The organism is Anaerobacillus alkalidiazotrophicus (genome assembly GCF_001866055.1).
This window is the reverse complement of record NZ_MLQS01000001.1, coordinates 709,585-734,738: the sequence shown is the minus strand read 5'-3', so window position 1 is coordinate 734,738 and position 25,154 is coordinate 709,585. Positions and strand designations below refer to the sequence as shown.

Sequence of the window (25,154 nt, the reverse complement as noted above, 5' to 3'; positions counted from 1 at the left end):
ATGAGCATCAAAGCTGATGAAATTAGCTTAATTATAAAAAAGCAAATTGAAGACTATCAGTCTCAAGTTGAAGTTAACGATGTCGGTACCGTTATCCAAGTTGGGGATGGTATCGCAGTAGCGCATGGTTTAGAAAATGTCATGGCTGGAGAGCTTCTTGAATTTTCTAACGGTGTCATGGGTATGGCTCAAAACCTAGAGGAAAATGCTGTAGGTATTATTATTCTTGGACCTTACACGGAAATTCGTGAAGGTGATGAGGTAAAGAGAACAGGCCGCATTATGGAAGTACCTGTAGGGGATGCACTACTTGGACGTGTTGTTAACCCACTTGGACAGCCTGTAGATGGATTAGGTCCAATTGAAACAACACAATCTCGTCCAATTGAAAATGAAGCACCTGGTGTTATGGATCGTAAAAGTGTTCATGAACCATTACAAACAGGAATTAAAGCCATTGACTCTTTAATTCCGATCGGACGTGGTCAACGTGAGTTAATTATCGGTGACCGTCAAACAGGTAAAACAGCGATTGCTATTGATACAATTTTAAACCAAAAGAACGAGAATATGATTTGTATTTACGTTGCGATTGGTCAAAAAGAATCGACAGTTGCAGGTGTTGTTGAAACACTTCGCCAACACGGTGCACTAGATTATACAATCGTAGTTACAGCAAGTGCGTCTCAACCAGCTCCGCTATTATACTTAGCTCCTTATGCTGGGGTATCTATGGGTGAGCACTTCATGTACGAAGGAAAGCATGTATTAGTTATTTATGATGACTTAACAAAACAAGCATCTGCTTACCGTGAACTTTCACTATTACTTCGTCGTCCTCCAGGTCGTGAAGCATATCCAGGGGATGTATTCTACTTACACTCACGCCTACTTGAGCGTGCAGCAAAGTTAAGTGATGCAAAAGGTGCAGGATCACTTACTGCCCTACCATTCATTGAAACGCAAGCAGGTGACGTATCTGCTTACATTCCAACGAACGTTATTTCCATCACTGATGGACAAATCTTCTTACAATCTGATCTATTCTTCTCAGGGGTACGTCCAGCGGTTAACGCAGGTCTTTCTGTATCTCGTGTAGGAGGATCAGCACAAATTAATGCGATGAAAAAAGTTGCTGGTACACTGCGCCTTGACCTCGCATCTTACCGTGAGTTAGAGGCGTTCGCGCAGTTTGGATCTGATTTAGATAAAGCAACACAAGCGAAGTTAAACCGTGGTGCACGTACAGTAGAAGTACTAAAACAAGGTTTACATGAGCCGTTAGCTGTTGAAAAGCAAGTACTTATTCTTTTTGCTTTAACTAGAGGCTTCTTAGATGACATCGCAGTAGAAGATGTAAGCCGTTTTGAACAAGAGTTATTCACTCATTTTGATCACAACAATAAAAATCTATTAGAGCAAATCCGTTCAACTGGTAAACTGCCTGAAGAAAATGAACTGAAGGCTGCAATTGAAGCATTTAAGAAAAACTTCGTAAGTTCAAAGTAAGAGAGTATGTTCACTAGGTAACGATATTGAAAAAGCTTACTCACTAGACTTGTGATCTATCGTTCTTGTGAACCACTCTCTATAAAGATGGGATACCAGTTTAGAAAAAAGGTGGTGAACGGAACATGGCTTCTTTAAGAGATATAAAAAATAGAATCAATTCAACAAAAAAGACGAAACAAATTACAAAGGCGATGCAAATGGTATCTGCAGCCAAGCTTAACAAGGCTCAGGCTAAAGCCCAAAATTTTCAGCCTTATACGGATAAAATTCGTGATGTAGTGGTTTCTATTGCTGCGGGTAGCAGCGAGAAAGAAAATGTTCATCCGATGCTACAATCACGTCCTGTTAAGAAAACAGGTTACATCGTTATTACTTCTGACCGTGGGTTAGCAGGAGCATACAACAGCTCAATTTTACGTACCGTGATGAACACGATCAAACAGCGTCATAAGTCAGATCAAGAGTACGGACTAATCGTTATGGGGCGTATCGGTCGCGACTTTTTCAAAAAGCGTAAAATGCCAATTATTCAAGAAATTGTAGGCCTATCTGATAACCCAACTTTTGCAGACATTAAAAATATCGCGATGACAACTGTACAGATGTTTACAGATGAGATTTTTGATGAATTGAATGTTTTCTATAACCATTTTGTCAGTCCGATTAAACAAGACGTAACAGAAACAAAGCTGTTACCGTTAACTGAACTAACAGCTGACGCAGCAACTCCAGAATATATTTACGAGCCAAATGAAGAAGTAATCTTAGAGCAGCTTTTACCGCATTATGCTGAAAGCTTAATCTATGGTGCCCTTCTTGATGCAAAAGCTAGTGAATTCGGGGCGAGAATGACAGCAATGAGCTCTGCGACAGACAATGCAAGCTCGCTTATTGATGATCTTACACTTAAGTATAACCGTGCTAGACAAGCTGCAATCACTCAAGAGATTACGGAAATTGTCGGTGGAGCAGCAGCCCTTGAATAATCTTATTTTGGCTTGATTAGGAAGTTAGGAGGAAAAATGATGAACAAAGGACGCGTAACTCAAGTTATGGGACCAGTTGTTGACGTAAAGTTCAACCGCGGGGAACTGCCTGAGATTTATAACGCTTTGAAGATCCAGCATAAAGCACAAAATGCTGGTGAAGTTGATATTGACTTGACATTAGAAGTTGCCCTTCACTTAGGTGACGACTCGGTTCGTACAGTTGCGATGGCTTCTACTGACGGTGTTGTCCGTGGGTTAGATGTATTAGATACTGGCGCTCCAATTAGCGTACCTGTAGGTGAAGTAACATTAGGACGTGTATTTAACGTATTAGGGGATAACATCGACTTAGACGCTCCAGTACCAGCTGGGGTAAGAAGAGACCCTATTCATAGACAAGCACCAAAATACGAAGAACTTTCTACTGAAACAGAAATTCTTGAAACAGGAATTAAAGTAGTAGACTTACTTGCTCCTTACATTAAGGGTGGTAAGATCGGTCTATTCGGTGGTGCCGGTGTAGGTAAAACAGTATTAATCCAGGAATTAATCAACAACATCGCTCAAGAGCACGGTGGTATTTCGGTATTCGCTGGTGTAGGTGAGCGTACTCGTGAAGGAAATGACCTTTTCCACGAGATGAGTGATTCTGGAGTTATTAAGAAAACAGCGATGGTATTCGGTCAGATGAATGAGCCACCTGGAGCACGTATGCGTGTTGCCTTAACTGGTTTAACAATGGCAGAATATTTCCGTGATGACCAAGGGGCAGACGTACTTTTATTCATCGATAATATTTTCCGCTTTACACAAGCAGGTTCAGAAGTATCAGCCCTACTTGGACGTATGCCTTCAGCGGTAGGTTATCAGCCAACATTAGCAACAGAGATGGGTCAGCTTCAAGAGCGTATCACATCGACAAAAACAGGTTCAGTAACATCGATTCAAGCGATTTACGTACCTGCCGATGACTATACGGATCCAGCCCCTGCTACAGCGTTCGCTCACTTAGATGCAACAACGAACCTTGAGCGTAAGCTTTCTGAAATGGGTATTTATCCAGCGGTAGATCCATTAGCATCTACTTCAAGAGCACTAGCTCCTGAAATCGTTGGTAAGGAGCATTATGAAGTAGCGCGCCGTGTGCAGCAAACACTTCAAAAGTATAAGGAGTTACAAGATATCATCGCCATCTTAGGTATGGACGAGTTATCAGAAGACGACAAACTAGTCGTACACCGTGCTCGCCGTATTCAGTTCTTCTTATCACAAAACTTCCATGTTGCGGAACAGTTCACTGGTCAACCAGGATCGTACGTACCAGTTAAAGAAACCATCAATGGATTTAAAGAAATCCTTGATGGTAAGTACGACGACCTTCCAGAAGATGCATTCCGTCTTGTCGGTCGTATCGAAGAAGTTGTTGAAAAAGCAAAACAAATGGCCTAGAAAAGCGAAAGCACCTTGTCCAGCTTCGAAAAGCGTTGGAAGGCCGTCAAGAAGCGGTTGATTTTTACCGCAAGAGATGGACTGAAACGCAGGAGAAGCTAGGTGCTGTAGCAAGACAGCTCGAAAGGCGAAAGCGCCTCGGGTAGCTTTCAAAAAATATAAATCCAAGCTCTTTTAGTGAAGCGTTTCTTCACTGAAAGTAGTCTCCACTCAAAGAGTAGCAACTTTATGTAGCGCTCTGAGTCCTTAAGGAGGGTTTTCATGAAGACAATGAATGTCAGTGTTGTAACCCCTGATGGTAAAGTATTCGATGGAGACGTTGAAATGGTAAGTGTGAAAACAATGAATGGTGGACTTGGAATTTTACCTAATCACATTCCTTTAGTTACGCCATTAACCATTGGAGCGGTTCGAATTAAGCGTAATTCTGAAATCATACTTGTAGCAATCACTGGTGGACTGATGGAAGTTCGCGGCGATCAAGTAAGTATCCTTGCAGAATCAGCTGAATTACCATCAGATATTGACGTATCACGTGCCCGTGCAGCCAAAGAACGAGCCGAACGTCGCCTGCAAGAAGCAAAACTAGACGATATCGACTTCAAACGTGCTGAAATGGCCCTCAAGCGTGCCATCAACCGCCTTGAAGTTGCAGATAGAAAATAAAAAGACGCCACGTGCGTCTTTTTTTCGTTTGGTAGGCGCGGAGAGGCTGTGCAGTAAATGGGGTGGAGTACGTCCAGAAAGGAGGGAGTGCGCACAAAATTACGGATCGCGCACAACCCCGATGCCCGCACATAAATCTGAGAAACCGCGCACATTCGACAAAGGAGCGCGCAGAAAGTAGAGGGAATCGTGCACAAAATTCGGGGGAACGCGCATAAAACGATGATCGCGCATAAATGTGGAAAACCGCGCACATTCGACAGGGAATCGCGCAGAAAGAAGAGGGAGTCGCGCATAAAATCCGGGGGAACGCGCACAAAACCGACCCCCGCGCATTGGAGAGGCAACCACGTTAAGCTCAATCCTGTTTCCTACTTATACCAAATATTAAAATTGTAATAAAATATGACAAGTAATTAATAACAAAAGGAAGGATTTATAAAAAGAAGGTAGAATTATTATGATTAAATAAAAGAGAGGTGAAAATATGATAGAAAAACATCAAAGTAAATCTCCCAAAATATATGGATTAGAAGCTTTAAACAGACGTGTACCACCAACACATTTCAATAAAACGAAAATAGAGAACGATCTGTCTTTAGCGCTATCTGGTTACCGTGGTGAAAAATCAATAAGTTACTATTTATCATTCCTCAATCCAGATAAGTACTCTATATTACATGGGTTACGCTTAAGAGATGCATTAAATCGTTATTTCCAAATTGATTTCTTGTTACTATCGAATTTTTTTCATATGATAGTAGAAGTAAAAAATCTTTCTGGTAATTTGTATTTAATGCAAGATCCTAATCAACTAGTTAGAACATCAAATGATAATAGTAAAGAATACTTTCAAGATCCAATTCTCCAAGTACGTCGCCAAATTGTTCAGCTCCAATCATGGATGAAAAAATATAATTATCCTCCTCGCCCCATTATCTATTTAATTGTCTTCGCAAATTCTAATGCAGTTATTGAGATTGCCTCTGATTACGTTGAGGCCAAAGAGACTGTTATTCGTGCAGAAGCTCTCCCTTTCAAAATTGAGGAAATTGAAGCCACATATACTATTCAAAATGTACAACAGATAGATATAAAAAAGCTTATTCATTTATTGATCAAAAAAAACGAGCCATTATATGCAAACTTACTTCAAACATATGAGGTACGTGCAGATGAGGTTATTAAAGGAGTATCTTGCCCTAACTGTTCACAAATCCCCATGAAAAGACTAAATGGAACATGGTATTGTCCCCGTTGTACCACAAAATCAAAAGAAGCTTACGTAGCTTCACTAAGAGACTTCCAACTACTTTTCGGCCCCACAATTAACAATAGTCAATTTCGTTCATTCTTAAAAATTGACTCTAGGTCCGTTGCGACTCGCTTGCTAAAGTCTTTGAATTTAAATCACTCAGGTCAACAAAAAAATCGTAAATATATGCTACCTCCAATAATTTGAAAAGATAGTTATAAACATTAGATTTTGCTTAGGAGTGAGTATTTCAATTAATAATAGTAAGGGTGGCAGCCTAGGAAATTTCTGTAGTCTAGTTTGAGCTGCCTCCATAATCAATTGTGCACCACGCCTGCGCACAAATCAGGAAAAGCGCGCACAATCGACAGAGAAACGAGCAGAAAATAGAGGGAACCGCGCAGAAACTGAAGGTGATCGCGCACACCCCCGATGCCCGCGCATAAATCTGAGCAACCGCGCACAATCGACAAAGAAGCGCGCAGAAAATAGATAGCACGGCGCACAATCGACAGGGAATCGCGCACAAAACCGACGATCGCGCACAAATGTGGAAAACCGCGCACAATCGAGAGAAACGCGCAGAAAATAGAGGGAAACGAACAGAAAGTAAAGGTGATCGCGCACACCCCCGATGCCTGCGCATAAATCTGAGCAACCGCGCAGAAAGTAAAGGTGATCGCGTACACCCCCGGTGCCTGCGCATAAATCTGAGCAACCGCGCATACATGCAGCAGCACCGCGTACAACCTACAATCCACCCGCCTTCCCCATGCAGCATCCCTCCATGTCAACACTTGCACGTATACAAATCACTTTAGCAAACTATTATATTCATAAAATTTTTATTTAGAAGTCTTAAAAAAAATCAATGTCAAAAATGAGGATTTTGTCGACAGGATTCGACACCGTTAAACAAGTTCAGCGCAGCGCAATGTAAGTAGTGAAAAATGATAAACCCTTTAGTATCAAGGGTTCGGTCGGTTAGTAATATAACGATAGTAATTTGTATAATATCCAGGCACTTGAGAAAAATGTGGACATATTTTGAACGGCTTTGTTATAATTTAGTAGGGGAGTTGAAAAAAATAAAAGACTAAATAGCAATAGGAATGGAGGGAGAGAGCGCATGGATTTGGATTTATATCTAAACAGTTACGTGTATGTCATCATATTCTTGCTTTTAGGTATTGCACTTCCAGTAGGGGGATTAACGTTTGGTAGGTTAGTAAGGCCTCACAACCCATATCCTGAAAAATTAGTCCCTTATGAAAGTGGTATTTTGCCAACTGGGGATGCTCAAATACGCTTCAGCGTGGCCTACTATATAGTAGCGCTAGAGTTCGTAATCTTCGACGTTGAAACCGTATTCATATATCCTTGGGCAGTAGCCCTTGATCATCTTGGATGGTTCGGGATTAATGCAATGCTTATATTTATTGTTGTTCTTGCGTTAGGCCTTGCGTACTCTTGGAAAAAGAAGGTGCTAGAATGGAACTAAAAAAACAGGGGTTTGAAGAGTTTGATCCAGCAGTAGTCGAAGAAGTAAAACGTAATGTTCTTGTTACGAAGGTAGAGGAAGTAAAAGCATGGGCGCGTACGAGGTCATTTTGGCCATTAAGTTTTGGGTTAGCCTGTTGTGCGATTGAAATGATGGCCACAGGTGCAGCGCGTTATGACTTAGACCGTTTCGGTGTTATTTTCCGTGCATCTCCACGTCATGCTGACTTGATGATTGTTGCAGGAACAGTAACTGCAAAGATGGCACCAGTCGTGAAACGTTTGTACGACCAAATGCCAGAACCAAAATGGGTTATTGCAATGGGATCCTGTGCAACTTGCGGAGGACCTTATCACAAAGCTTATAGTGTTGTTAACGGCGTTGACAAAATCATTCCTGTCGATGTTTACATCCCAGGTTGTCCACCAACTCCACCTGCGTTGTTAGACGGCATTGAGAAACTTCGTGTTCAAATTCGTGAAGAAGCGAAAGGTAAGAGAAGGAAGAAGGTGGGCCAAAGGATATGAGTCAACCATTATTAGATAAAGTACTAAATAAAATTGAAGAATTATCCGGCCTGGAGGTCGTTATAGAAAGTAAATTAAATTTCGAAGAACCTTTTTTAATCATTGATAGTGAAAATTGGAAGGCAGACATTCCTCAAATGCTACGAGATGATGAAGAATTAAGGTTCGATTTCCTATGCTGTTTAACAGGTGTTGATTATGAGGAGCATATGGAAGTCATTTATAACTTTTATTCAATGGAACTAGATCATTATCTTTGTATAAAAGTAAAAACGCCAAGATCGAATCCAAAGGTGATCTCTGTACAACCTATTTGGAGAACGGCTGATTGGCATGAGCGTGAAGCATATGATTTATTAGGGATTGAGTTTTCTGGTCATCCAAATTTAAAGAGGATTTTACTAGATGATGACTGGGAAGGACATCCACTTCGCAAAGATTACAAGTTTAATAAAGAAGAAATGGGTTTATCGTAGGGGGTGACTATTGATGAGTATAAAAACTGAGCAAATGGTATTAAACATAGGCCCGCAACACCCTAGTACACACGGTGTATTTCGTATCGAGGTAGTTATGGAAGGTGAAATCATTAAACAAGCAAGACCTGTGATCGGTTATTTGCATCGAGGTACAGAAAAGCTTGCTGAAGATTTAACGTATTCTCAGTTTATTCCATACACAGACCGCCTTGACTACATGAACGCTATGACAAACAACTATGTCTACTGTGCTGCTATAGAGAAGATGATGGGACTTGAAGTTCCTGAAAGAGCTGAATATTTACGTGTCATTACGATGGAGCTAAATCGGATCGCCAGTCACCTTGTTTGGTGGGGAACCTACTTACTAGATATCGGTGCTTTAAGTCCGTTCATTTATGCGTTCAGAGACAGAGATACGATCCTTGACCGACTAAACGAAATTAGTGGAGCTCGAATGACGTTTAACTATATGCGCATTGGTGGTGTAAAGTGGGATGCGCCAGACGGATGGATTGAAAAAGTGAAGGAAACTGTGAAAGTACTTCGTAAAAATATGGAAGAGTACGACACGCTTGTCACAGGAAATGAAGTCTTTCTAGGGCGAACCAAAGGTGTCGGTATTATTACAAAAGAAGATGCCATCAATTGGGGGCTTTCAGGTCCAGCTTTGCGTGGTAGCGGTGTTAAGTTTGATCTGAGAAAAGATCAGCCTTATTCAATTTATGATCGTTTTGATTTTGACGTGCCAACTAGGGAAGAAGGCGATTGCTTTGCGAGATACGAAGTAAGGTTGGAAGAAATGCGCCAATCTTTGCGCATTGTTGAGCAAGCGTGCGAGCAAATTGTTGAAGGCGACATTATTCATAAAAAAGGCCAACGCATTATGATGATTAAGCCACCAGCTGGCGAAACATATTTCCGTTGTGAAGCGTCAAAAGGTGAAATTGGCGTTTATGTCGTCAGTAATGGGAAAAATAAGCCTTACCGTGTCAAGCTTCGCCGTCCATCGTTTGTAAACGTAGAAATTCTTGCGAGTATGCTAAAAGGTAGAAATATCGCTGACTTAGTAGCAATTTTCGGAAGTCTTGACGTCGTTTTAGGGGAGGTCGATGCGTAGTGGAACTCCTTTTTATGGTTTTTTATGGTGTAGCCGTTTTAGGGTTATTACTAATTGGCGTTATGTATGCGATTCTCTTTGAAAGAAAAGTTATCGGATATATGCAAGTCCGTATTGGGCCAAACCGTCACGGTCCATGGGGAATGCTGCAAACCGCTGCAGACGTTATGAAACTTTTAATGAAAGAAGATATTATCCCATCACAAGTTGATAGAAAAGTATTTATTATTGCTCCAGCTCTTGCGTTTGCACCGTCGTTTATGGTGTTAGCGACGATTCCTTGGAGTGAAAATTTAGTCGGTGCCAACTTAAACATTGGTGTTCTTTACTTTATCGGTATTTCTTCAATCTCAACGATTGGTGTACTGATGGGTGGATGGAGTTCGAACAATAAGTATTCATTAATGGGAGCGATGCGTGGAGTCGCTCAAATGATCAGTTATGAAATTCCACTCGTCCTTGCCATTATTGGGGTTGTTATTTTAGCCGGTTCATTAAACTTAAATGACATTGTTTACGCGCAGCGTGACATGGGAGTTTGGTTTATTGTACCGCAACTATTAGGGTTTGTTATTTATTTAATTTCAGCGATTGCTGAATTAAATAGGTCTCCATTTGATTTACCTGAAGCAGAAAGTGAGCTTGTATCAGGTTATCATACAGAATACAGTGGTTTTAGAATGGCATTTTTCTTCCTTGCTGAATATGTGTATGCAATTGCCATTTCAGCGCTTGCGACAACGTTGTTTCTTGGAGGATGGCTAGGGCCAATTTTACCAGGTGTTGTATGGTTTTTCCTCAAAATGTGTATCTTTATGTTCATTTGGTTTTGGTTACGTGCAACAATGCCACGTGTCAGAGTGGACCAATTAATGTCCTTTGGATGGAAGGTTTTAATACCACTAGCACTACTTAACATTGTCATAACGGCAGTGATAAAAGTATGGATGGGGTGATGTAAATGTTTAATTTTTTAAAGGGTTTCGGTGTTACGCTGAAATACTTCGCAAAAGAGAAGGTTACCATCCAATACCCAGAACAAAAACCAGAAATTCCAGAACGTTTCCGCGGAATTCAACGATTTTTCCCAGATAAATGTATCGTGTGTAACATGTGTGTCAATGCATGTCCAACGGATGTGATTACGTTAACAGGAAAGCCACATCCTGACAATCCGAAGAAAAAAGTGATTGATACGTATAACATCGATTTTCAAGGCTGTATTTTATGTGATTTTTGTACAGAGGTTTGCCCAACTGATGCGATTGTGATGACGACAAAGTATGATAATCTATCAGATTATACGCGTGATCCTATGTACAAAGACATTGACTGGTTGTCGGCAAATCACGTGTACGGAAATTACACGGTTGAAGAAGAGAAAGAAGAAGTTAAGCGGGGTGAAGAAAAGTGAATGGAGAGTTAATTATTTTTCTAATCCTAGCCATTCTTTCAATCTCGTGTTCTGTTCTTGTTATTATTTTAAAGAGAATTGCACATCGAGTGTTATGCATGGCGTTTACGTTCTTCGCCGTTGCAGGACTTTACTTTTTACTTAGAGCAGAGTTCATCGGAATTGTTCAAATCATGGTTTATGTAGGAGCACTTTCAATCCTATTTGTTTTCGGTATGATGATGACAGATCATAAATCAGTGTCCATTGGACCAAAACGTACATTTAGTTTTAAAATGGTAAGTTTTTTAGGGGTAGCAGTATTGTTATTTCTCATGTTAAAGGGGATTTTCACTTTAGATGTACCTGGGCAAGAATATTATATCGGAAGTGCAGAAGCAATTGGAATTGAGCTTTATGGAAACTACGTCATCGCGTTCCAAGGTGCAGGAATTCTGTTACTTGCTGCTTTAGTAGGAGCCATTGTTTTGGCACGAAAGGAGGCCGATTAGAATGGTACCAGTTCAATTATATCTAGCACTAGCGGCTATTCTATTTTGTATCGGCTTATATGGAGTACTGACGAGAAGACATCTTGTGATCGTTCTTGTTTCAGTAGAGTTAATGCTCAATGCTGTTAATATTAATCTAGTAGCGTTCTCTAGTATTGGACCGTTTGCCAACATTACAGGGCAAGTATTTACCCTGTTTGTTGTGACAGTTGCTGCTGCAGAGGCGGCGGTTGGTTTAGCGATATTAATTGCATTATATCGTAATCGAAAATCAATTGATGTCATAAAACAAGATCTTATGCGTTGGTAAGGCTATAGCTAGTAGAAATTGTTCAAGAACTTTTTGAACGACCTCTAGTAGACTAAATGAGGAAAAGGTGATGGTATGATACAATATGCCTGGATAATACCCGTCTTCCCACTATTAGCCTTCGTAGTGCTTTTACTTTTTGGAAGATTACTGAAAGAGAAAGCGGCATACGTTGGAATTATTGCAATGGCTGCTTCATTCGGGGCGTCGTTAATCGTCTTATTCGAAAGAATCGGTGGGGAAGGTTATCAGTATGTTGTAAGGTGGATCACGTTTGGTGAACACACTATTACAATGGGGTACGAGGTAACAGCATTAAACGCGATGATGTTAATTGTTGTTACAACAGTAAGTTTACTTGTTCACTTATTTTCAAAAGCATATATGCACGGGGATGATCGTTTCCCAGTGTTCTACTCTTATTTAGGGTTATTCTCATTTTCGATGTTAGGCCTTGTGTTGTCACCTAACATTCTTCAACTCTTTATTTTCTGGGAGTTAGTAGGGTTATGTTCATTCCTATTAGTAGGTTTTTGGTTCTTTAAACCTGAAGCTGCTGCTGCGGCAAAAAAGGCGTTTTTAACGACAAGAATCGGAGACGTGGGACTATTTATAGGTTTAATACTTACATTTATTTATACTGGGTCATTTGAATATGCAACTATTTTTGCTGCTATTGAAAATGGTTTAGTTGAACAAACAATGGTGACGATCATTGCTATCTGTATTTTCCTAGGTGCGGTCGGGAAATCGGCACAATTCCCGCTTCATGTATGGTTACCAGATGCGATGGAAGGTCCGACACCAGTATCAGCGTTAATCCACGCCGCTACGATGGTAGCTGCAGGGGTATACTTAGTGGGGGTTATGTATCCTGTATTTTTAGCATCAGAAACAGCTTTAACTGTTGTTGCGTATACAGGAGCAATTACAGCGATTTTTGCAGCATCAATTGCGCTTGTGAATACGGATATTAAACGTGTACTTGCATACTCAACTGTCAGTCAGCTCGGCTTTATGATTTTAGCTCTTGGAACAATGGGGTATGTAGCAGGATTGTTCCACTTAATGACTCACGCGTTTTTCAAGGCACTTCTATTTTTAGGAGCTGGTAGTGTCATTTACGGCATGCACCACAGACAAGATATTAAAGACATGGGTGGTCTTTGGAGCAAAATGAAGATCACAGCCATTACATTTTTAATTGGAACGCTAGCGATTGCGGGGGTACCACCTTTTGCAGGGTTCTGGAGTAAAGAGGTTATTTTAGCCGCTGTTTTATACAATGGCGATCCGTTCCTTTTTGCGATTGTTTCAATTACAGCAGCGATGACAGCATTTTACATGTTCCGTTTATTCTTTAAAGTATTCACTGGGAAATACCGTGGTAGTGATAATTTAGAAGCAGGTGAGCATCACCATGAGCCACACGAAAGCCCAAGTGTGATGACAATCCCTCTAGTTGCATTGGCCGTACTTGCCATTTTTGCAGGGTTTGTAAACACGCCAATCTTCGGTTTTGGACTTGAAGCGTTCTTAACAGAGGGTGTGAATGTTGGCTACCAAGCTCACGGAGAAGTCTGGTTGATCCTTTATTCAATTGTAATTGCTGCAGCTGGTATTTTCTTAGCGTACTTAATCTACTATAAAGGCACAATTTCAGAAAGCTATTTTCCTAATCTTGTACCAGGAGTGCACAAACTATTATTAAACAAGTATTACATGGATGAGCTCTACGCAGTCGTTTTTGTTCGTCCGGTTGTCATTCTTGGAAAAGTTCTTTGGGGAATTGATCGCTTTATCATTGATGGAATCGTGAATATGCTTGGCTACTTAACAAAGGGAGCAGGCTATGTCATTTCTAGAAGGCATACAGGACAACTGCAAACATACGGTTTAGTAACCGTTGTTGGCGGGATGGCAGTGATGATTCTCGCCTTTGTATTAAGGGGGTATTTCGGATGATCCCAAATATATTAAGTGTACTCGTCTTTTTACCTTTATTAGGAGCGTTAATCATTTTAACCATTCCTAATGAACATAAAAATGTCATTCGTTCAGTTGCAGGCATCACCGCTTTTGTGACCTTGATTATTTCAGTTATTGTCTGGAATGGCTTTAATCGAAGCACCTCAGGAATGCAGTTTGCTGAAAACTATACGTGGATCGATTTAGGGTTTGTTTCGTTTAACTATCAATTAGGTGTTGATGGACTATCGATGCCGCTTTTAGTATTAACAACGATCGTTACATTCCTTGGAATCATTGCATCAGTATCGATTAAAGAACGTGTGAAAGAATACTTCGTTTGGATGCTTATTTTACTAACAGGGATGCTAGGAGTATTTGTGGCTCTCGACATGTTCTTGTTCTTCTTATTCTTTGAATTAACGTTAATTCCAATGTTTTTTATCATCGGAATTTGGGGTGGAAGTCAAAAAGAATATGCAGCGTTTAAGTTTCTACTGTATACAGGACTAGGAAGTGCAGTCATGTTAATTGCCTTCTTTGCGATGTTCTACCAAGGCGCAGTCGCTGAGGAAGCAACGTTAAACTTCCTACGATTAGCTGAAATTTATGCAAATCCTGCGAATGCTCACATTATTTCAGACGCATTTAAAGCTGGTTTGTTCATAACTTTATTTGTTGCTTTTGCTGTAAAATTACCAATTTTCCCTTTCCATACGTGGTTACCAGATGCCCACGTTCAAGCGCCAACTCCAGCTAGTATGATTTTAGCGGGTGTATTGTTAAAAATGGGTGCATACGGATTACTTCGTGTCGGATTTGGAATTTTACCAGATCAAGCAGCGAAATTTGCCTTTTTAATTGCAATCCTTGGGGTTGTAAACATCATTTATGGTGCGTTACTCGCTCTTGTGCAAAAAGATTTGAAAAAACTTGTGGCTTACTCAAGTATTTCACATATGGGGATTGTCTTATTAGGTGCAGCGTCATTCACGACGCAAGGGATGCAAGGCGCAATTTTCCAATTAGTTTCTCACGGCTTTATCGCGGCACTTCTATTCTTTATGGTTGGGGCGATTTACGAGAGAACTCATACACGTATGATCGAAGACTTAGGTGGTTTATCAAAAACGATCCCAATTTTGGCTGGGTTCTTACTGGCCGCCGCTATGGCTTCAGTTGGACTACCGGGCATGTCAGGGTTCGTTAGTGAGTTGTTAGCATTTATGGGTATTTTCGGGGCATCTCCGGAAATCATTCCTGCTGCAAAAACAATCGCTGTTGTTGCGGCACTTGGTATCATTCTCACAGCTGCATACTTATTGTGGGCGATGCAAAGAACGACATTTGGACAATTACATCAATCAAATGCACATTTAGAAGATGCACGTCCAATTGAATATATCCCAATGATTTGCTTACTCGGTTTAACGATTTTAATTGGGGTGTACCCAGCGATTTTAAGTGACGTTATTAATATTACAGTGATCGACATTGTGTCGAAGATAGGGGGTTAAAGACAATGACAGCATTTAACGCAGACTGGTCTTTAATGACTCCGGAGATTGTGTTGGCAATACTTGCTTTAACAGTGTTTACGATTGATTTTACAACAGGCATACGTGGCAAAAAGCCGTTCATCGGTATTTTAAGCGTATTTTCACTTCTAATTACGATCATTCTTGTCGTTATTTTTAACCAAACACCAGGATCAATAGGTGCAACGTTCGTTGTCGATCCTTATGCAATGCTATTTAAGATTGTCATCTTAATTGGGGTTGCGCTTGTGATTATTAATTCCATGTCTTATATGGAAAAGCACGAAGAAATGTATCAAGGTGAACTGTACTCGCTTTTACTTTTTGCATCACTTGGTGCGATGTTAATGGTATCGTCTGCCGATTTAATTACGTTATTTATTGGACTTGAGATCCTAAGTATTTCTTCTTACTGTTTAGCTGGTTTCCGTAAAAACCAAGCAAAATCGTCTGAAGCGGCACTAAAATATGTTGTGCTAGGTGGGACAGCATCGGCGTTCATTTTATACGGAATGTCATTTATGTATGGTTTAACAGGAACGACGAATTTAGGAGAAATTGGATCAGGCATTCAACAGTTATACGGACAATATCCGTACTTAGTGATTATGTCATTACTATTTATGATTGCAGGTTTCGGTTTTAAAATTTCAATTGTACCGTTCCATATGTGGGCTCCAGACGTTTATGAAGGCGCACCAACACCAATTACAGGGTTTTTAGCTACCGTTTCAAAAGTTGCTGGATTTGCGATTATGCTTCGAATTTTGGCTGTAGGTTTTGGTGGAATTTATCATGAGTGGTATTTCGTGATTGCTGTGATTGCAGCGTTAACGATGATTATTGGTAATACAGTTGCATTAGTACAGAAGAATGTGAAGCGTCTAATGGCTTACTCAGGAATTGCGCAAGCGGGTTACTTACTCGTTCCACTTGCTGCGTCACTTTCGTTTAACATTACGATGAGTATGATCGTTTACTACGCATTTGCTTATATATTTATGACATTAGGGGCGTTTGCGATTATTACACACGTAACGGAAAATGCAGAGAGTGAAGATATTTCTAGCTTTGCCGGGCTTCGAAAACGATCTCCATTCCTAGCGCATTCGATGACTGTTTTCCTTCTTTCGATGACAGGTTTACCGATCACAGCCGGTTTTGTTGGGAAGGTGTACATTTTCTTAGGCGTCATGTCGAGTGAAATGGTATGGCTCGCAGTGGTTCTAATTGTAACAAGTACAATCTCGTTCTTCTATTACTTTGGAATTATTAGACAAATGTACATGATGGATCCTAAGGAAAATAATAGCATGCTAAAAGCACCGACAAGCATTTCGCTTATCGTGACAATTTCACTTATCGGTACTTTCGGCCTAGCTCTTTTTGCCAACATGCTGACCAACTATATGAACGGCTTAATGTGGATCATCCTTTAGTATTCACAAATTATAAAAAATTCAAACCTACCAAAATGATAAATTTTGGTAGGTTTTGTTTTGGGCAGGTAGGGAACAGAGGTCGGTGCAAGGTGGATCAAAGGTGGTGCCATTTTTGAAGTTTAGGAGATGAGCTGCCGAGGAAGCGGACTACAGTTCCGTTATTTCTGAAAAATTGGATGTTTTATGAAGCTAACGGACTTAGGTTCCGTTATTTGCTATTTTTCGTGATAATTCTAGGTAATTTCGAGCAAATAACGGAACCACGGTCCGCAAAAAGCTTTAAAATCAAATTTTTCTTAAAATAACGGATTCTCTGTCCGATCGGATAAAAAATGTCATAATACTCTTTGTCGAAGAAAATAGTCAGCTTTCTTCATATTTAAAATAGCTTTTTTTTATAAATTTCGTTATTATAGAAAATGTGTCTGTTATATAAGTGGTTTTTTTATAGCATTATCATTTTTCTTCATACGTAGTCATGAAAAAAATTATGATATATAACAGAAATACGTAAGGTTAGGAGTTTTTACAAATGTTAGAACAGTTTGGACAACAAGCTCTTGTCCACCTTCTTGTAAATCTTGCATTTTTAGTTGTCATTTGGTGGGCTTTGCAAGCGTTTCGTTTTGAATTCCTTGTGAAAAATCCTAAAGGACCTCAAGGGAAAGTACTAATGATTATTACAACTATTGCATTAACACAGTTAGTAAGTGGCTTCTTTTTAGATTACTTAAACTGGTCAAAAATGCTTCGCTTTCTCTTTTAGCGATCTAGCTTCAGCTTGGTCACTTCGTAGCTGTTTTACGACGAGTAAATGGAGTGAAACAAGAACAGCTGCTCGTGACCAAGGTGCTTTTGCTCTCCTTAATTAAATACTGATTTTGTCGACTTTTAACTACAACTTCCATGTATTTATACTCTCGAACTGGTAAAAATGCTAGTAAGAGATTAGTTCGACGAAATCGAACGTATAAGGAGAGAGAGAAACATGGGGAATAAAAATAAGCTGCACATCATATTTTTTGGTATTGTTTTCTTTAGTCTTTATTATTTAGGACTAAGCGAGAAAGGAGAAGCAACGGTAGAAAATCTGTTCTCTGAGTTAAACCAAATTGTAGATGTCATGGATAAACATGATATTGAGCTTACTGAATGGACGCTATATACACGGGGGCAATTAAATCACTGGACAGAACCAGGTGAATATGAAAAAGAATTAAAGACAATTCAACAGATGTTAAGCCATTTTGATTGGGAACCACTAAAAGATTACCCAAAAGACCAAAAAAAGGCGATCGGCACATTTATTCACCACGATATAGGTGTTACCCAAACACTTACCTACATTGTCTACCCTCACAACAAGCAGTTACATTCATATCTAATTTACGAAGTTCAAGGTGTTCAAACATTATCCGAAAAGCAATTAGACTCCCTTACGTCAGTAGTACTTTTTAGGCATCAAGACTTATTTAATAAGAATACCAAAATTTTCACTTGTGCAACAGGAAATGGCAGTGATAAACTAAATCTTGGTTTAGGTGAGCAAGCAGAACTTTTATTGAAAGAATTCTCTGCTCAAAAAATTGAGGCATTAAAAGAGGAAACGTTCATTTCCATCTCTGCATACACTAATATATGGAACAGTTCCTTAACAACCACTGAAGAAAGTATGAATTTACAACTAGCTATTCGAGCAAATGAACGATTGGGCGGTGAAACTACCGTGACAATTGGCACGCCGATAATTACGACTGAATATTAATAGTATAGAAACTGGACGTCGGAGGGGAATACGTTGGAAAAAATAATAGTCCAAGGAGGTAAACGGTTATCTGGTAAAGTGAAAGTCGAAGGCGCTAAAAATGCTGTTTTACCAGTAATCGCTGCATCTATTTTAGGTAGTGAAGGAAAGAGCCACATTTATGATGCACCAGCACTTGCTGATGTATACACAATAAATGAAGTTTTACGAAATTTAAATATTGATGTTTCTTATGAAAATGGAAGCATCGAAGTGGACGCCCAAAAAACATTAAAAACGGAAGCTCCTTTTGAGTACGTTCGAAAAATGAGAGCCTCGTTTCTTGTTATGGGTCCGCTATTGGCTCGAGTTGGTCATGCACGAATTGCCCTTCCAGGCGGATGTGCAATTGGTTCACGTCCAATTGACCAGCACTTAAAAGGGTTTGAAGCAATGGGAGCCAAAGTAGAAATTGGTAATGGTTTTATTGAGGCTAAAGTGGACGGACGCCTTAAAGGAGCAAAAATTTATTTGGATTTTCCTAGTGTAGGCGCAACTGAAAATATTATGATGGCTGCTACACTTGCAAAAGGAACAACAATCATTGAGAACGTAGCAGAAGAACCTGAGATTGTATGTTTAGCTACGTATTTAAATGCAATGGGAGCGAAAGTTCGTGGTGCTGGTACAGGTACGATTCGTATTGAAGGAGTCGAAAAACTTGTTGGTGCAAAGCATACGATAATCCCAGATCGTATTGAAGCAGGAACATTTATGGTTGCCGCTGCCATTACTGGTGGTGACGTATTTGTTGAAGGTGCCCTTTCTGAACATTTACGTCCATTAATCGCCAAAATGGAAGAAATGGGTGTTACTATTATTGATGAAGAAACAGGTATTCGCGTCATTGGTCCGGAAAAATTAAAGTCAATTGATATTAAGACGATGCCTCATCCAGGTTTCCCGACAGATATGCAATCACAAATGATGTCTCTACTTTTAAAAGCAGAAGGCGCAAGTATGATTACAGAAACAGTTTTTGAAAATCGCTTCATGCACGTGGAAGAATTCCGTCGTATGAATGGAGATATTAAAATTGAAGGTAGAACAGCAATTATTTCAGGCCCAACTTCCCTACAAGGAGCAGAAGTTGCAGCTACTGATTTACGAGCTGGAGCTGCTTTAGTCATTGCAGGACTCGTAGCAGATGGCTATACAAGAGTTGTGGAATTAAAGCACATTGACCGTGGCTACGTTGACTTTGCTGGAAAACTAAGAAGCCTAGGGGCACAGGTCGAAAGAGTATATGAAGTTAATCACACTCAACTTGAAAACCTTGAGGCACCGTCTCCATTAAAAATGAATCCAAACTTAGCATAGGTATGCCCGTTTTTGTCTGTTATGTTGTGTGACATCATTTTGGACAAAAAGCAAAGCTATTCTATTCTAAAACAACACAGGAGAGTATTTCACACAAATGAAAAACTCTCCTTTTTGATTTTTAAATATGGACAAACTTTTGGAGATTGAGGATAATGTCATGAAAATTTATTCTGTCTATTAAATTAATGAATCATAGTCCAGTATTTTCACAATTAGATATAGCTTTATCCCACTCTTAAGGGGCAAGTAAGACCCCCACCTCAAAACTTAAGAAAATCGAGACGTTTAGGTGGGGGATAAACTGCCCCTAAAGGTCCGATAAGTTGAACTAACAATCAGTGGGGGATGAAGGAAAACCCCCGCTGATTGAAGTTCAGCTTTATGTAGCTCGGTTATTGTAATTATGAAATTCACTCAAATACATAAACATAAAGATAGAATTTTTATAATTTCATACTTGTTTATTTTTCACTGATCGGATACTAAATGTTGTTGGATGAAGATCGTCTCCAACAAATTTAGTTAATTATGATATTCACTCACTTATTTAGACTCTGAATTTAAAGGTCTATTTTCTCTGAAATAGTCATAGACTCCGTATAGACAATAGAATATTAGCTGCAAGTATCGTCTACAAATCTTAGCCCAATTTCAAAAACTGGAGGCGTATAGGCAATGCGACAACTAATCATAATCGGTGCAATTCTATGTAGTATCATTTTAATTATCCCTACGATGCTTGTTCTAGCATTTAAAGGAGATGCACAAGAGCAAACGGTGAACTCCACAGTCGTTCAAACATCAAACGCAACGAATACACAAGAACGATCACTAGAATCACCAGAGGATTTATCGGTGCCAGTTTTTCGTACGAAATCAAATGTTATCGAAGAAGTCGACTTTGAAGATTACATTGTTGGTGTAGTTGCTTCAGAAATGCCGGCAGATTTTTCCATTGAAGCATTAAAGGCGCAAGCGTTAACAGCGCGTACCTACATCGTTAAACACATGTTAAACCCAATTGATACTAAGTTGCCAGAAGGGGCATTAGTTACAGATACGGTCATTCACCAAGTCTACCAAAATAAAGAGGAACTTCAAAGCAAATGGGGAAATGAATATGACAGGAAGTATTCGAGAATTCTAGAAGCAGTCCAAAGCACACGTGGTCAAGTTATTACTTATGATGGTGAGCCAATTACAGCAACCTTTTTTTCGACGAGTAACGGCTATACAGAAAATTCAGAAGATTACTGGCAAAATGAAATTCCATACTTAAGAGGTGTTGAAAGTCCTTGGGATACTGCATCCCCTCGGTATGTAGCTGAAAAAATCATCTCAGCCCAGCAATTCTCAAATGCATTAGGAGTACAACTTCCTAATGATGGAACTGTTGGCGAAATTACAGCGCGTACAGATAGTGGAAGAGTTGCAAAAGTTAAAATAAACGGGAAAACATTTACAGGTCGAGAGGTAAGAGAAGCGTTAGATTTAGACTCTAGTGATTTCCGGTGGGAGAGAAATGGAAACAATGTTGTGATCGAAACTAGAGGCTGGGGGCACGGCGTGGGCATGAGCCAGTACGGTGCCGATGGAATGGCCAAAGAAGGTAAAAGCTATCAAGAGATTATCCAACACTATTACCAAGATGTCCAAATATCCTCAATCGCCCCTTTTATTACCGCTTTGGCAGAATAATTAGGTTATTCCGAGAACGCATAGATTTTCATTACGAAAATCGCATGCGTTTTTTTTATGTAATCAGAATTTATAAATTTCTAACTTGAAAACTGTCTAGCTCCAGGCGCCATCGGCTCGATCACTTCAGTTCGTCAATTGCGGTCAAAGAGCAGACCGCTACTTGCCGACCTTCCAGTGTTTGTCGCCGATAGGCGGGCGCCTTGCGCTTTTCTTATGTGTTAAGTTTGTTCCGGTATTTAGTTAGTTTTATAAGAAAAGGGCATCAAAAGGCCTGTAATGCTCCCTATATCACTTCAAGAGATTGATTAAGTGGACACCAGTTCCGTTAATTTCAATAAAACGTGCGATTCTAGAAGTTATCGGACAGTAGATCCTTTATTTTGTATGATAAGCGCCATTTTTTAAAGGATTTAAGCAAATAGCGGAACCACGGTCCGAAAAGGGCAAAAAATTGATGGAATTCTTAAAATAACGTACTCAGTGTCCGCATCCCTTCCTTAACAAACATCCAAAAGCTAATCACGTGAAAGCACACCCTCACAGTGCAAAATTTAGTACAAACTGCCTTCAAAACTTTCACAAAAAACTATGAATAATTTTGCTAACCTTGTCGAAAAATAAAAATTTAATATTTTTTATAATTGTGTATATAATTCCGTTAATTTGATCAGACTGATTGCTGAGGTGATGATTAAATGAGAGAAGAAAATAAATCTTCTAAATTAACAAAAATGAAGGCAAACCTTCAGAAAATGATGAAAAAACGTTGGGCTTTACCTGCAGTTTATCTTGGTTTAGGAGCAGTTGTTTTGAGTGGTGTTCTTTATCTTCAAGGAACAGATAATGTAACTCAAGAACAACCAGTTGTTGACGGTGAAGGCTATGAAACTGGTGCAGATAATGATGTGAATTATGAAGATGCATTCCCAGTTTCAAAAGTCGATGAAGTGATCAAAATGCCAGTGGTCGATGAAGATGAAGTGAAAGTAATCGGTTATTTCTTTGATTATGATGCTACAGAAGAAGAACAGAAAAAAGCTCTCGTACTTTATGATAATACTTACCGCCAAAATAAAGGCATTGATTTAGCAATGGAGAGCGGTGAAACATTTGACGTAACTGCAGCATTGAGTGGTACGGTTGTTAAAGCAGAAGAAGATGCATTGTTTGGTAAAGTTGTTCATATTGAACACGACAACGGTGTAGTCACTGTTTACCAAAGCTTAGATGACCTAAAAGTTGAAGAAGGTCAATCTGTAAAACAAGGTGATATTATCGCTCAAGCTGGAAGAAGTCTTTATAACAAAGACGCAGGTGTACATGTACATTTTGAAATTCGTCAAGACGGTACACCAGTAAACCCAATGGATTTTTTCAATCAAACAGTTTCAGCTGTAGATGTTAGTGACAATGCAAATGATCCAAATGAAGATGAAGATGAAGAAGAAACTGAAGAAGCAGATGAACAAGATGAAATGGAAGACCAAACTTTCCAATTAGAACTAGAACAAAGCTAATGTAACTTAATGAAAAAAACAGTCCTCAATTTTTAGGAGGACTGTTTTTGTGGTATACGAGCCCCATTGCTACTAATAAAAAAACATAAATCATCCGTGGGAATTTTGCAATTACCTTTCTCAAAGCTAGGCAGCTCTAACTTTATAAAACCAAATGTATTCTTCTTTTATCAAGAAAACTTAAAATTATCAAAAAAAATGACATTTTACAAATAAAAACCCTTATTTTATCACGTTTTATGCATATATACCCGTCTCCCTTAATAAAATGTTACAAATCATTAGATTAAACGAAGGGTCCAAAGAAGTCAGGTGATGGAAAATATATATAAGTTCCTCTCTACATAAAGAAGGATGTTTAAAAAGTCCTAAATGATAAAAGACGAGTGAGACTGTTATAAAATAGATTTTCTACAGGAAGTTCTCCTCACTCTTTTTTCTGATTTTACTGACTTTTTGAACGTGCCCTATATATGAAGAGTGAATTTTCCTAGCAATCTGTCACACAACCTTTTGGACCCTCACGAATTAGGGAGGCGAGAGGTGTGCACGATTACATCAAAGAACGAACAATCAAGATTGGCAGGTACATCGTCGAAACAAGGAAAACCGTAAGAACGATCGCAAAAGAATTCGGAGTTTCCAAGAGCACAGTTCATAAAGACTTAACAGAACGATTGCCTGAAATTAATCCAGAGCTGGCAAATGAAGTAAAAGAAATTTTAGAATATCACAAATCAATTCGCCATTTAAGAGGTGGGGAAGCGACAAAAGTAAAATATCAGAAAACTACAGAACCAGCATCAAAGAAATTTGTAGAAACTCAAAAGTAAGAAGAAGAAGAAAATCATATCCCTGCAATGACAATATATGATAAAATAATACATTGGATACAAACTAAGAGTGAACAATGAAACGGTTACTAAAAGCAGGGAGGAAAAAACATGTTTGGCAGGGACATTGGAATTGATTTAGGGACAGCAAATGTTCTCGTACACGTAAAAGGAAGAGGAATTGTATTAAACGAGCCCTCAGTAGTCGCAATAGATACAAAAACAAGTAGAGTTCTAGCTGTTGGAGATGAAGCATTTCGCATGGTAGGCCGTACTCCTGGAAACATTGTTGCCCTTCGTCCTATGAAGGATGGTGTAATTGCGAACTTTGACCTGACAGAATCAATGTTAAAGCATTTTTTAGACAAAATTAATGTTAGAGGTTTTTTAACTAAACCGAGAATTTTAATTTGTTGTCCAACAAACATTACATCTGTTGAGCAAAAAGCAATTCGTGAAGCAGCAGAAAAAAGCGGTGGAAAAAATGTTTATTTGGAAGAAGAACCGAAAGTAGCAGCAATTGGAGCAGGAATGGATATTTACCAACCAAGCGGTAACATGGTCGTAGACATTGGCGGTGGGACAACGGATGTTGCTGTATTATCAATGGGCGATATTGTCACCGCCTCTTCAATTAAAGTCGCAGGGGACAAGTTTGATCAGGAAATTTTACACTACATAAAGAAAACATACAAACTACTGATCGGTGAACGTACAGCAGAGCAAATTAAATTCGAGGTAGCAACGGTGTTTCCAGGTGGACGGAAAGAAGAAATTGACATTCGTGGACGTGACTTGGTCAGTGGACTTCCAAGAACGATTACCGTATACTCAGAGGAGATACAAAAAGCGCTTGAAGAGCCGGTTTCTCATATTGTACAAGCTTCAAGAAGTGTTTTAGAACAGACACCACCAGAGCTTTCAGCAGATATTATCGACAGAGGTGTCATTATCACAGGTGGTGGAGCATTACTACATGGCATTGATTCACTACTTGCTGATGAGTTAAAAGTACCAGTCCTTATTGCAGAGGATCCTATGCATTGCGTAGTCAAAGGGACGGGCCTATTATTAGAAAACTTAGATAAAATCGAGAAACGTAAATTTAAGATTTAGTTTAAGTTTCGGAGTGTCTGGCGGCATTCTGTTAGATGCTCCATAATTTACATATTAATTTTCATGTGAACCTACCGATATATATGATAGATTAGATGATTGAAAGTGATTTTATCATGGGAATTAGAAAGATGTTTATTGCTTTTTCATGAAAGTAATATACTTTCAATGCTAGTTAAAAGCATGAATGTTTTCTTAC

The 25,154-nt window shown here is 39.3% G+C and carries 24 protein-coding genes; 23 read left to right on the top strand and 1 reads right to left on the bottom strand.

The window, feature by feature from the left end; translation table 11 throughout:
• The 5 genes from atpA to BKP45_RS03545 all read left to right on the top strand — a co-directional run bounded on the left by atpA (position 1) and on the right by BKP45_RS03545 (position 6,078).
• A complete protein-coding gene (gene atpA, locus BKP45_RS03565) occupies positions 1-1,509 on the top strand; it encodes a F0F1 ATP synthase subunit alpha (RefSeq protein WP_071388370.1) in 1,509 nt (502 codons plus the stop codon).
• A 125-nt stretch (positions 1,510-1,634) separates the two neighbouring features.
• Entirely contained in the window at positions 1,635-2,498 is an 864-nt protein-coding gene (locus BKP45_RS03560; protein WP_071388369.1) for a F0F1 ATP synthase subunit gamma, read from the top strand.
• A gap of 39 nt (positions 2,499-2,537) precedes the next feature.
• A complete protein-coding gene (gene atpD / locus BKP45_RS03555) occupies positions 2,538-3,950 on the top strand; it encodes a F0F1 ATP synthase subunit beta (protein ID WP_071388368.1) in 1,413 nt (470 codons plus the stop codon).
• A 261-nt stretch (positions 3,951-4,211) separates the two neighbouring features.
• Positions 4,212-4,616 carry a F0F1 ATP synthase subunit epsilon gene (locus BKP45_RS03550; RefSeq protein WP_071388367.1) on the top strand — a complete coding sequence of 135 codons (405 nt, stop codon included), beginning with the start codon at positions 4,212-4,214 and terminating at the stop codon, positions 4,614-4,616.
• A gap of 487 nt (positions 4,617-5,103) precedes the next feature.
• The gene (locus BKP45_RS03545) at positions 5,104-6,078 is read left to right on the top strand and encodes a nuclease-related domain-containing protein (RefSeq protein WP_071388366.1); all 975 of its coding nucleotides are present in this window, start codon (positions 5,104-5,106) and stop codon (positions 6,076-6,078) included.
• 110 nt (positions 6,079-6,188) lie between these two features.
• Here the strand turns inward: BKP45_RS03545 and BKP45_RS21980 are convergent, their stop codons facing one another.
• Entirely contained in the window at positions 6,189-6,620 is a 432-nt protein-coding gene (locus BKP45_RS21980) for a hypothetical protein (RefSeq protein ID WP_139193728.1), read from the bottom strand.
• Between the two features lie 380 nt (positions 6,621-7,000).
• Between BKP45_RS21980 and BKP45_RS03540 the strand changes: the two genes are divergently transcribed.
• The 18 genes from BKP45_RS03540 (at position 7,001) to mreB (ending at position 24,955) form a co-directional block, all read left to right on the top strand.
• Positions 7,001-7,372: an NADH-quinone oxidoreductase subunit A gene (locus BKP45_RS03540; protein ID WP_071310417.1), complete on the top strand. Its 372-nt coding sequence runs from the start codon at positions 7,001-7,003 to the stop codon at positions 7,370-7,372.
• Positions 7,363-7,899: a NuoB/complex I 20 kDa subunit family protein gene (locus tag BKP45_RS03535; protein WP_071310416.1), complete on the top strand. Its 537-nt coding sequence runs from the start codon at positions 7,363-7,365 to the stop codon at positions 7,897-7,899. The genes BKP45_RS03540 and BKP45_RS03535 overlap by 10 nt, the downstream gene beginning before the upstream one ends.
• Positions 7,896-8,375, top strand: coding sequence for an NADH-quinone oxidoreductase subunit C (locus BKP45_RS03530; RefSeq protein WP_071388365.1), 480 nt, complete (start codon positions 7,896-7,898; stop codon positions 8,373-8,375). Before BKP45_RS03535 ends, BKP45_RS03530 begins: the two co-directional genes overlap by 4 nt.
• Positions 8,376-8,388: 13 nt before the next feature.
• The gene (locus tag BKP45_RS03525) at positions 8,389-9,498 is read left to right on the top strand and encodes an NADH-quinone oxidoreductase subunit D (protein ID WP_071388364.1); all 1,110 of its coding nucleotides are present in this window, start codon (positions 8,389-8,391) and stop codon (positions 9,496-9,498) included.
• 14 nt (positions 9,499-9,512) lie between these two features.
• Entirely contained in the window at positions 9,513-10,454 is a 942-nt protein-coding gene (nuoH, locus tag BKP45_RS03520) for an NADH-quinone oxidoreductase subunit NuoH (RefSeq protein WP_071389035.1), read from the top strand.
• A gap of 5 nt (positions 10,455-10,459) precedes the next feature.
• Complete coding sequence (locus tag BKP45_RS03515) at positions 10,460-10,912, top strand: NuoI/complex I 23 kDa subunit family protein (protein ID WP_071388363.1); 453 nt, start codon at positions 10,460-10,462, stop codon at positions 10,910-10,912.
• Positions 10,909-11,403 (top strand): NADH-quinone oxidoreductase subunit J, encoded by a 495-nt coding sequence (locus tag BKP45_RS03510; protein WP_071388362.1) that lies wholly within the window; start codon positions 10,909-10,911, stop codon positions 11,401-11,403. Before BKP45_RS03515 ends, BKP45_RS03510 begins: the two co-directional genes overlap by 4 nt.
• Before the next feature lies 1 nt (position 11,404).
• Positions 11,405-11,713 carry an NADH-quinone oxidoreductase subunit NuoK gene (gene nuoK, locus BKP45_RS03505; protein ID WP_071310410.1) on the top strand — a complete coding sequence of 103 codons (309 nt, stop codon included), beginning with the start codon at positions 11,405-11,407 and terminating at the stop codon, positions 11,711-11,713.
• Positions 11,714-11,788: 75 nt separating this feature from the next.
• Positions 11,789-13,678, top strand: a complete 1,890-nt coding sequence (gene nuoL / locus BKP45_RS03500; RefSeq protein ID WP_071388361.1) for an NADH-quinone oxidoreductase subunit L — start codon at positions 11,789-11,791, stop codon at positions 13,676-13,678.
• Positions 13,675-15,198 carry a complex I subunit 4 family protein gene (locus BKP45_RS03495; RefSeq protein ID WP_071388360.1) on the top strand — a complete coding sequence of 508 codons (1,524 nt, stop codon included), beginning with the start codon at positions 13,675-13,677 and terminating at the stop codon, positions 15,196-15,198. Before nuoL ends, BKP45_RS03495 begins: the two co-directional genes overlap by 4 nt.
• A 5-nt stretch (positions 15,199-15,203) precedes the next feature.
• The gene (locus BKP45_RS03490) at positions 15,204-16,658 is read left to right on the top strand and encodes an NADH-quinone oxidoreductase subunit N (RefSeq protein ID WP_071388359.1); all 1,455 of its coding nucleotides are present in this window, start codon (positions 15,204-15,206) and stop codon (positions 16,656-16,658) included.
• Between the two features lie 535 nt (positions 16,659-17,193).
• Positions 17,194-17,427 (top strand): DUF1146 family protein, encoded by a 234-nt coding sequence (locus tag BKP45_RS03485; protein ID WP_071310406.1) that lies wholly within the window; start codon positions 17,194-17,196, stop codon positions 17,425-17,427.
• A 222-nt stretch (positions 17,428-17,649) separates the two neighbouring features.
• Positions 17,650-18,426: a YwmB family TATA-box binding protein gene (locus BKP45_RS03480; RefSeq protein WP_071388358.1), complete on the top strand. Its 777-nt coding sequence runs from the start codon at positions 17,650-17,652 to the stop codon at positions 18,424-18,426.
• 33 nt (positions 18,427-18,459) lie between these two features.
• Positions 18,460-19,785: a UDP-N-acetylglucosamine 1-carboxyvinyltransferase gene (gene murA, locus BKP45_RS03475; protein ID WP_071388357.1), complete on the top strand. Its 1,326-nt coding sequence runs from the start codon at positions 18,460-18,462 to the stop codon at positions 19,783-19,785.
• 678 nt (positions 19,786-20,463) lie between these two features.
• Entirely contained in the window at positions 20,464-21,486 is a 1,023-nt protein-coding gene (gene spoIID, locus BKP45_RS03470) for a stage II sporulation protein D (protein ID WP_071388356.1), read from the top strand.
• A 698-nt stretch (positions 21,487-22,184) separates the two neighbouring features.
• On the top strand, positions 22,185-23,006 hold the full coding sequence (locus BKP45_RS03465) for a M23 family metallopeptidase (RefSeq protein ID WP_071388355.1): 822 nt from the start codon (positions 22,185-22,187) through the stop codon (positions 23,004-23,006).
• Positions 23,007-23,551: 545 nt separating this feature from the next.
• Positions 23,552-23,839: a sporulation transcriptional regulator SpoIIID gene (gene spoIIID / locus BKP45_RS03460; RefSeq protein WP_071388354.1), complete on the top strand. Its 288-nt coding sequence runs from the start codon at positions 23,552-23,554 to the stop codon at positions 23,837-23,839.
• A 111-nt stretch (positions 23,840-23,950) separates the two neighbouring features.
• On the top strand, positions 23,951-24,955 hold the full coding sequence (mreB, locus tag BKP45_RS03455) for a rod shape-determining protein (protein ID WP_071388353.1): 1,005 nt from the start codon (positions 23,951-23,953) through the stop codon (positions 24,953-24,955).
• Positions 24,956-25,154: the final 199 nt, after the last annotated feature.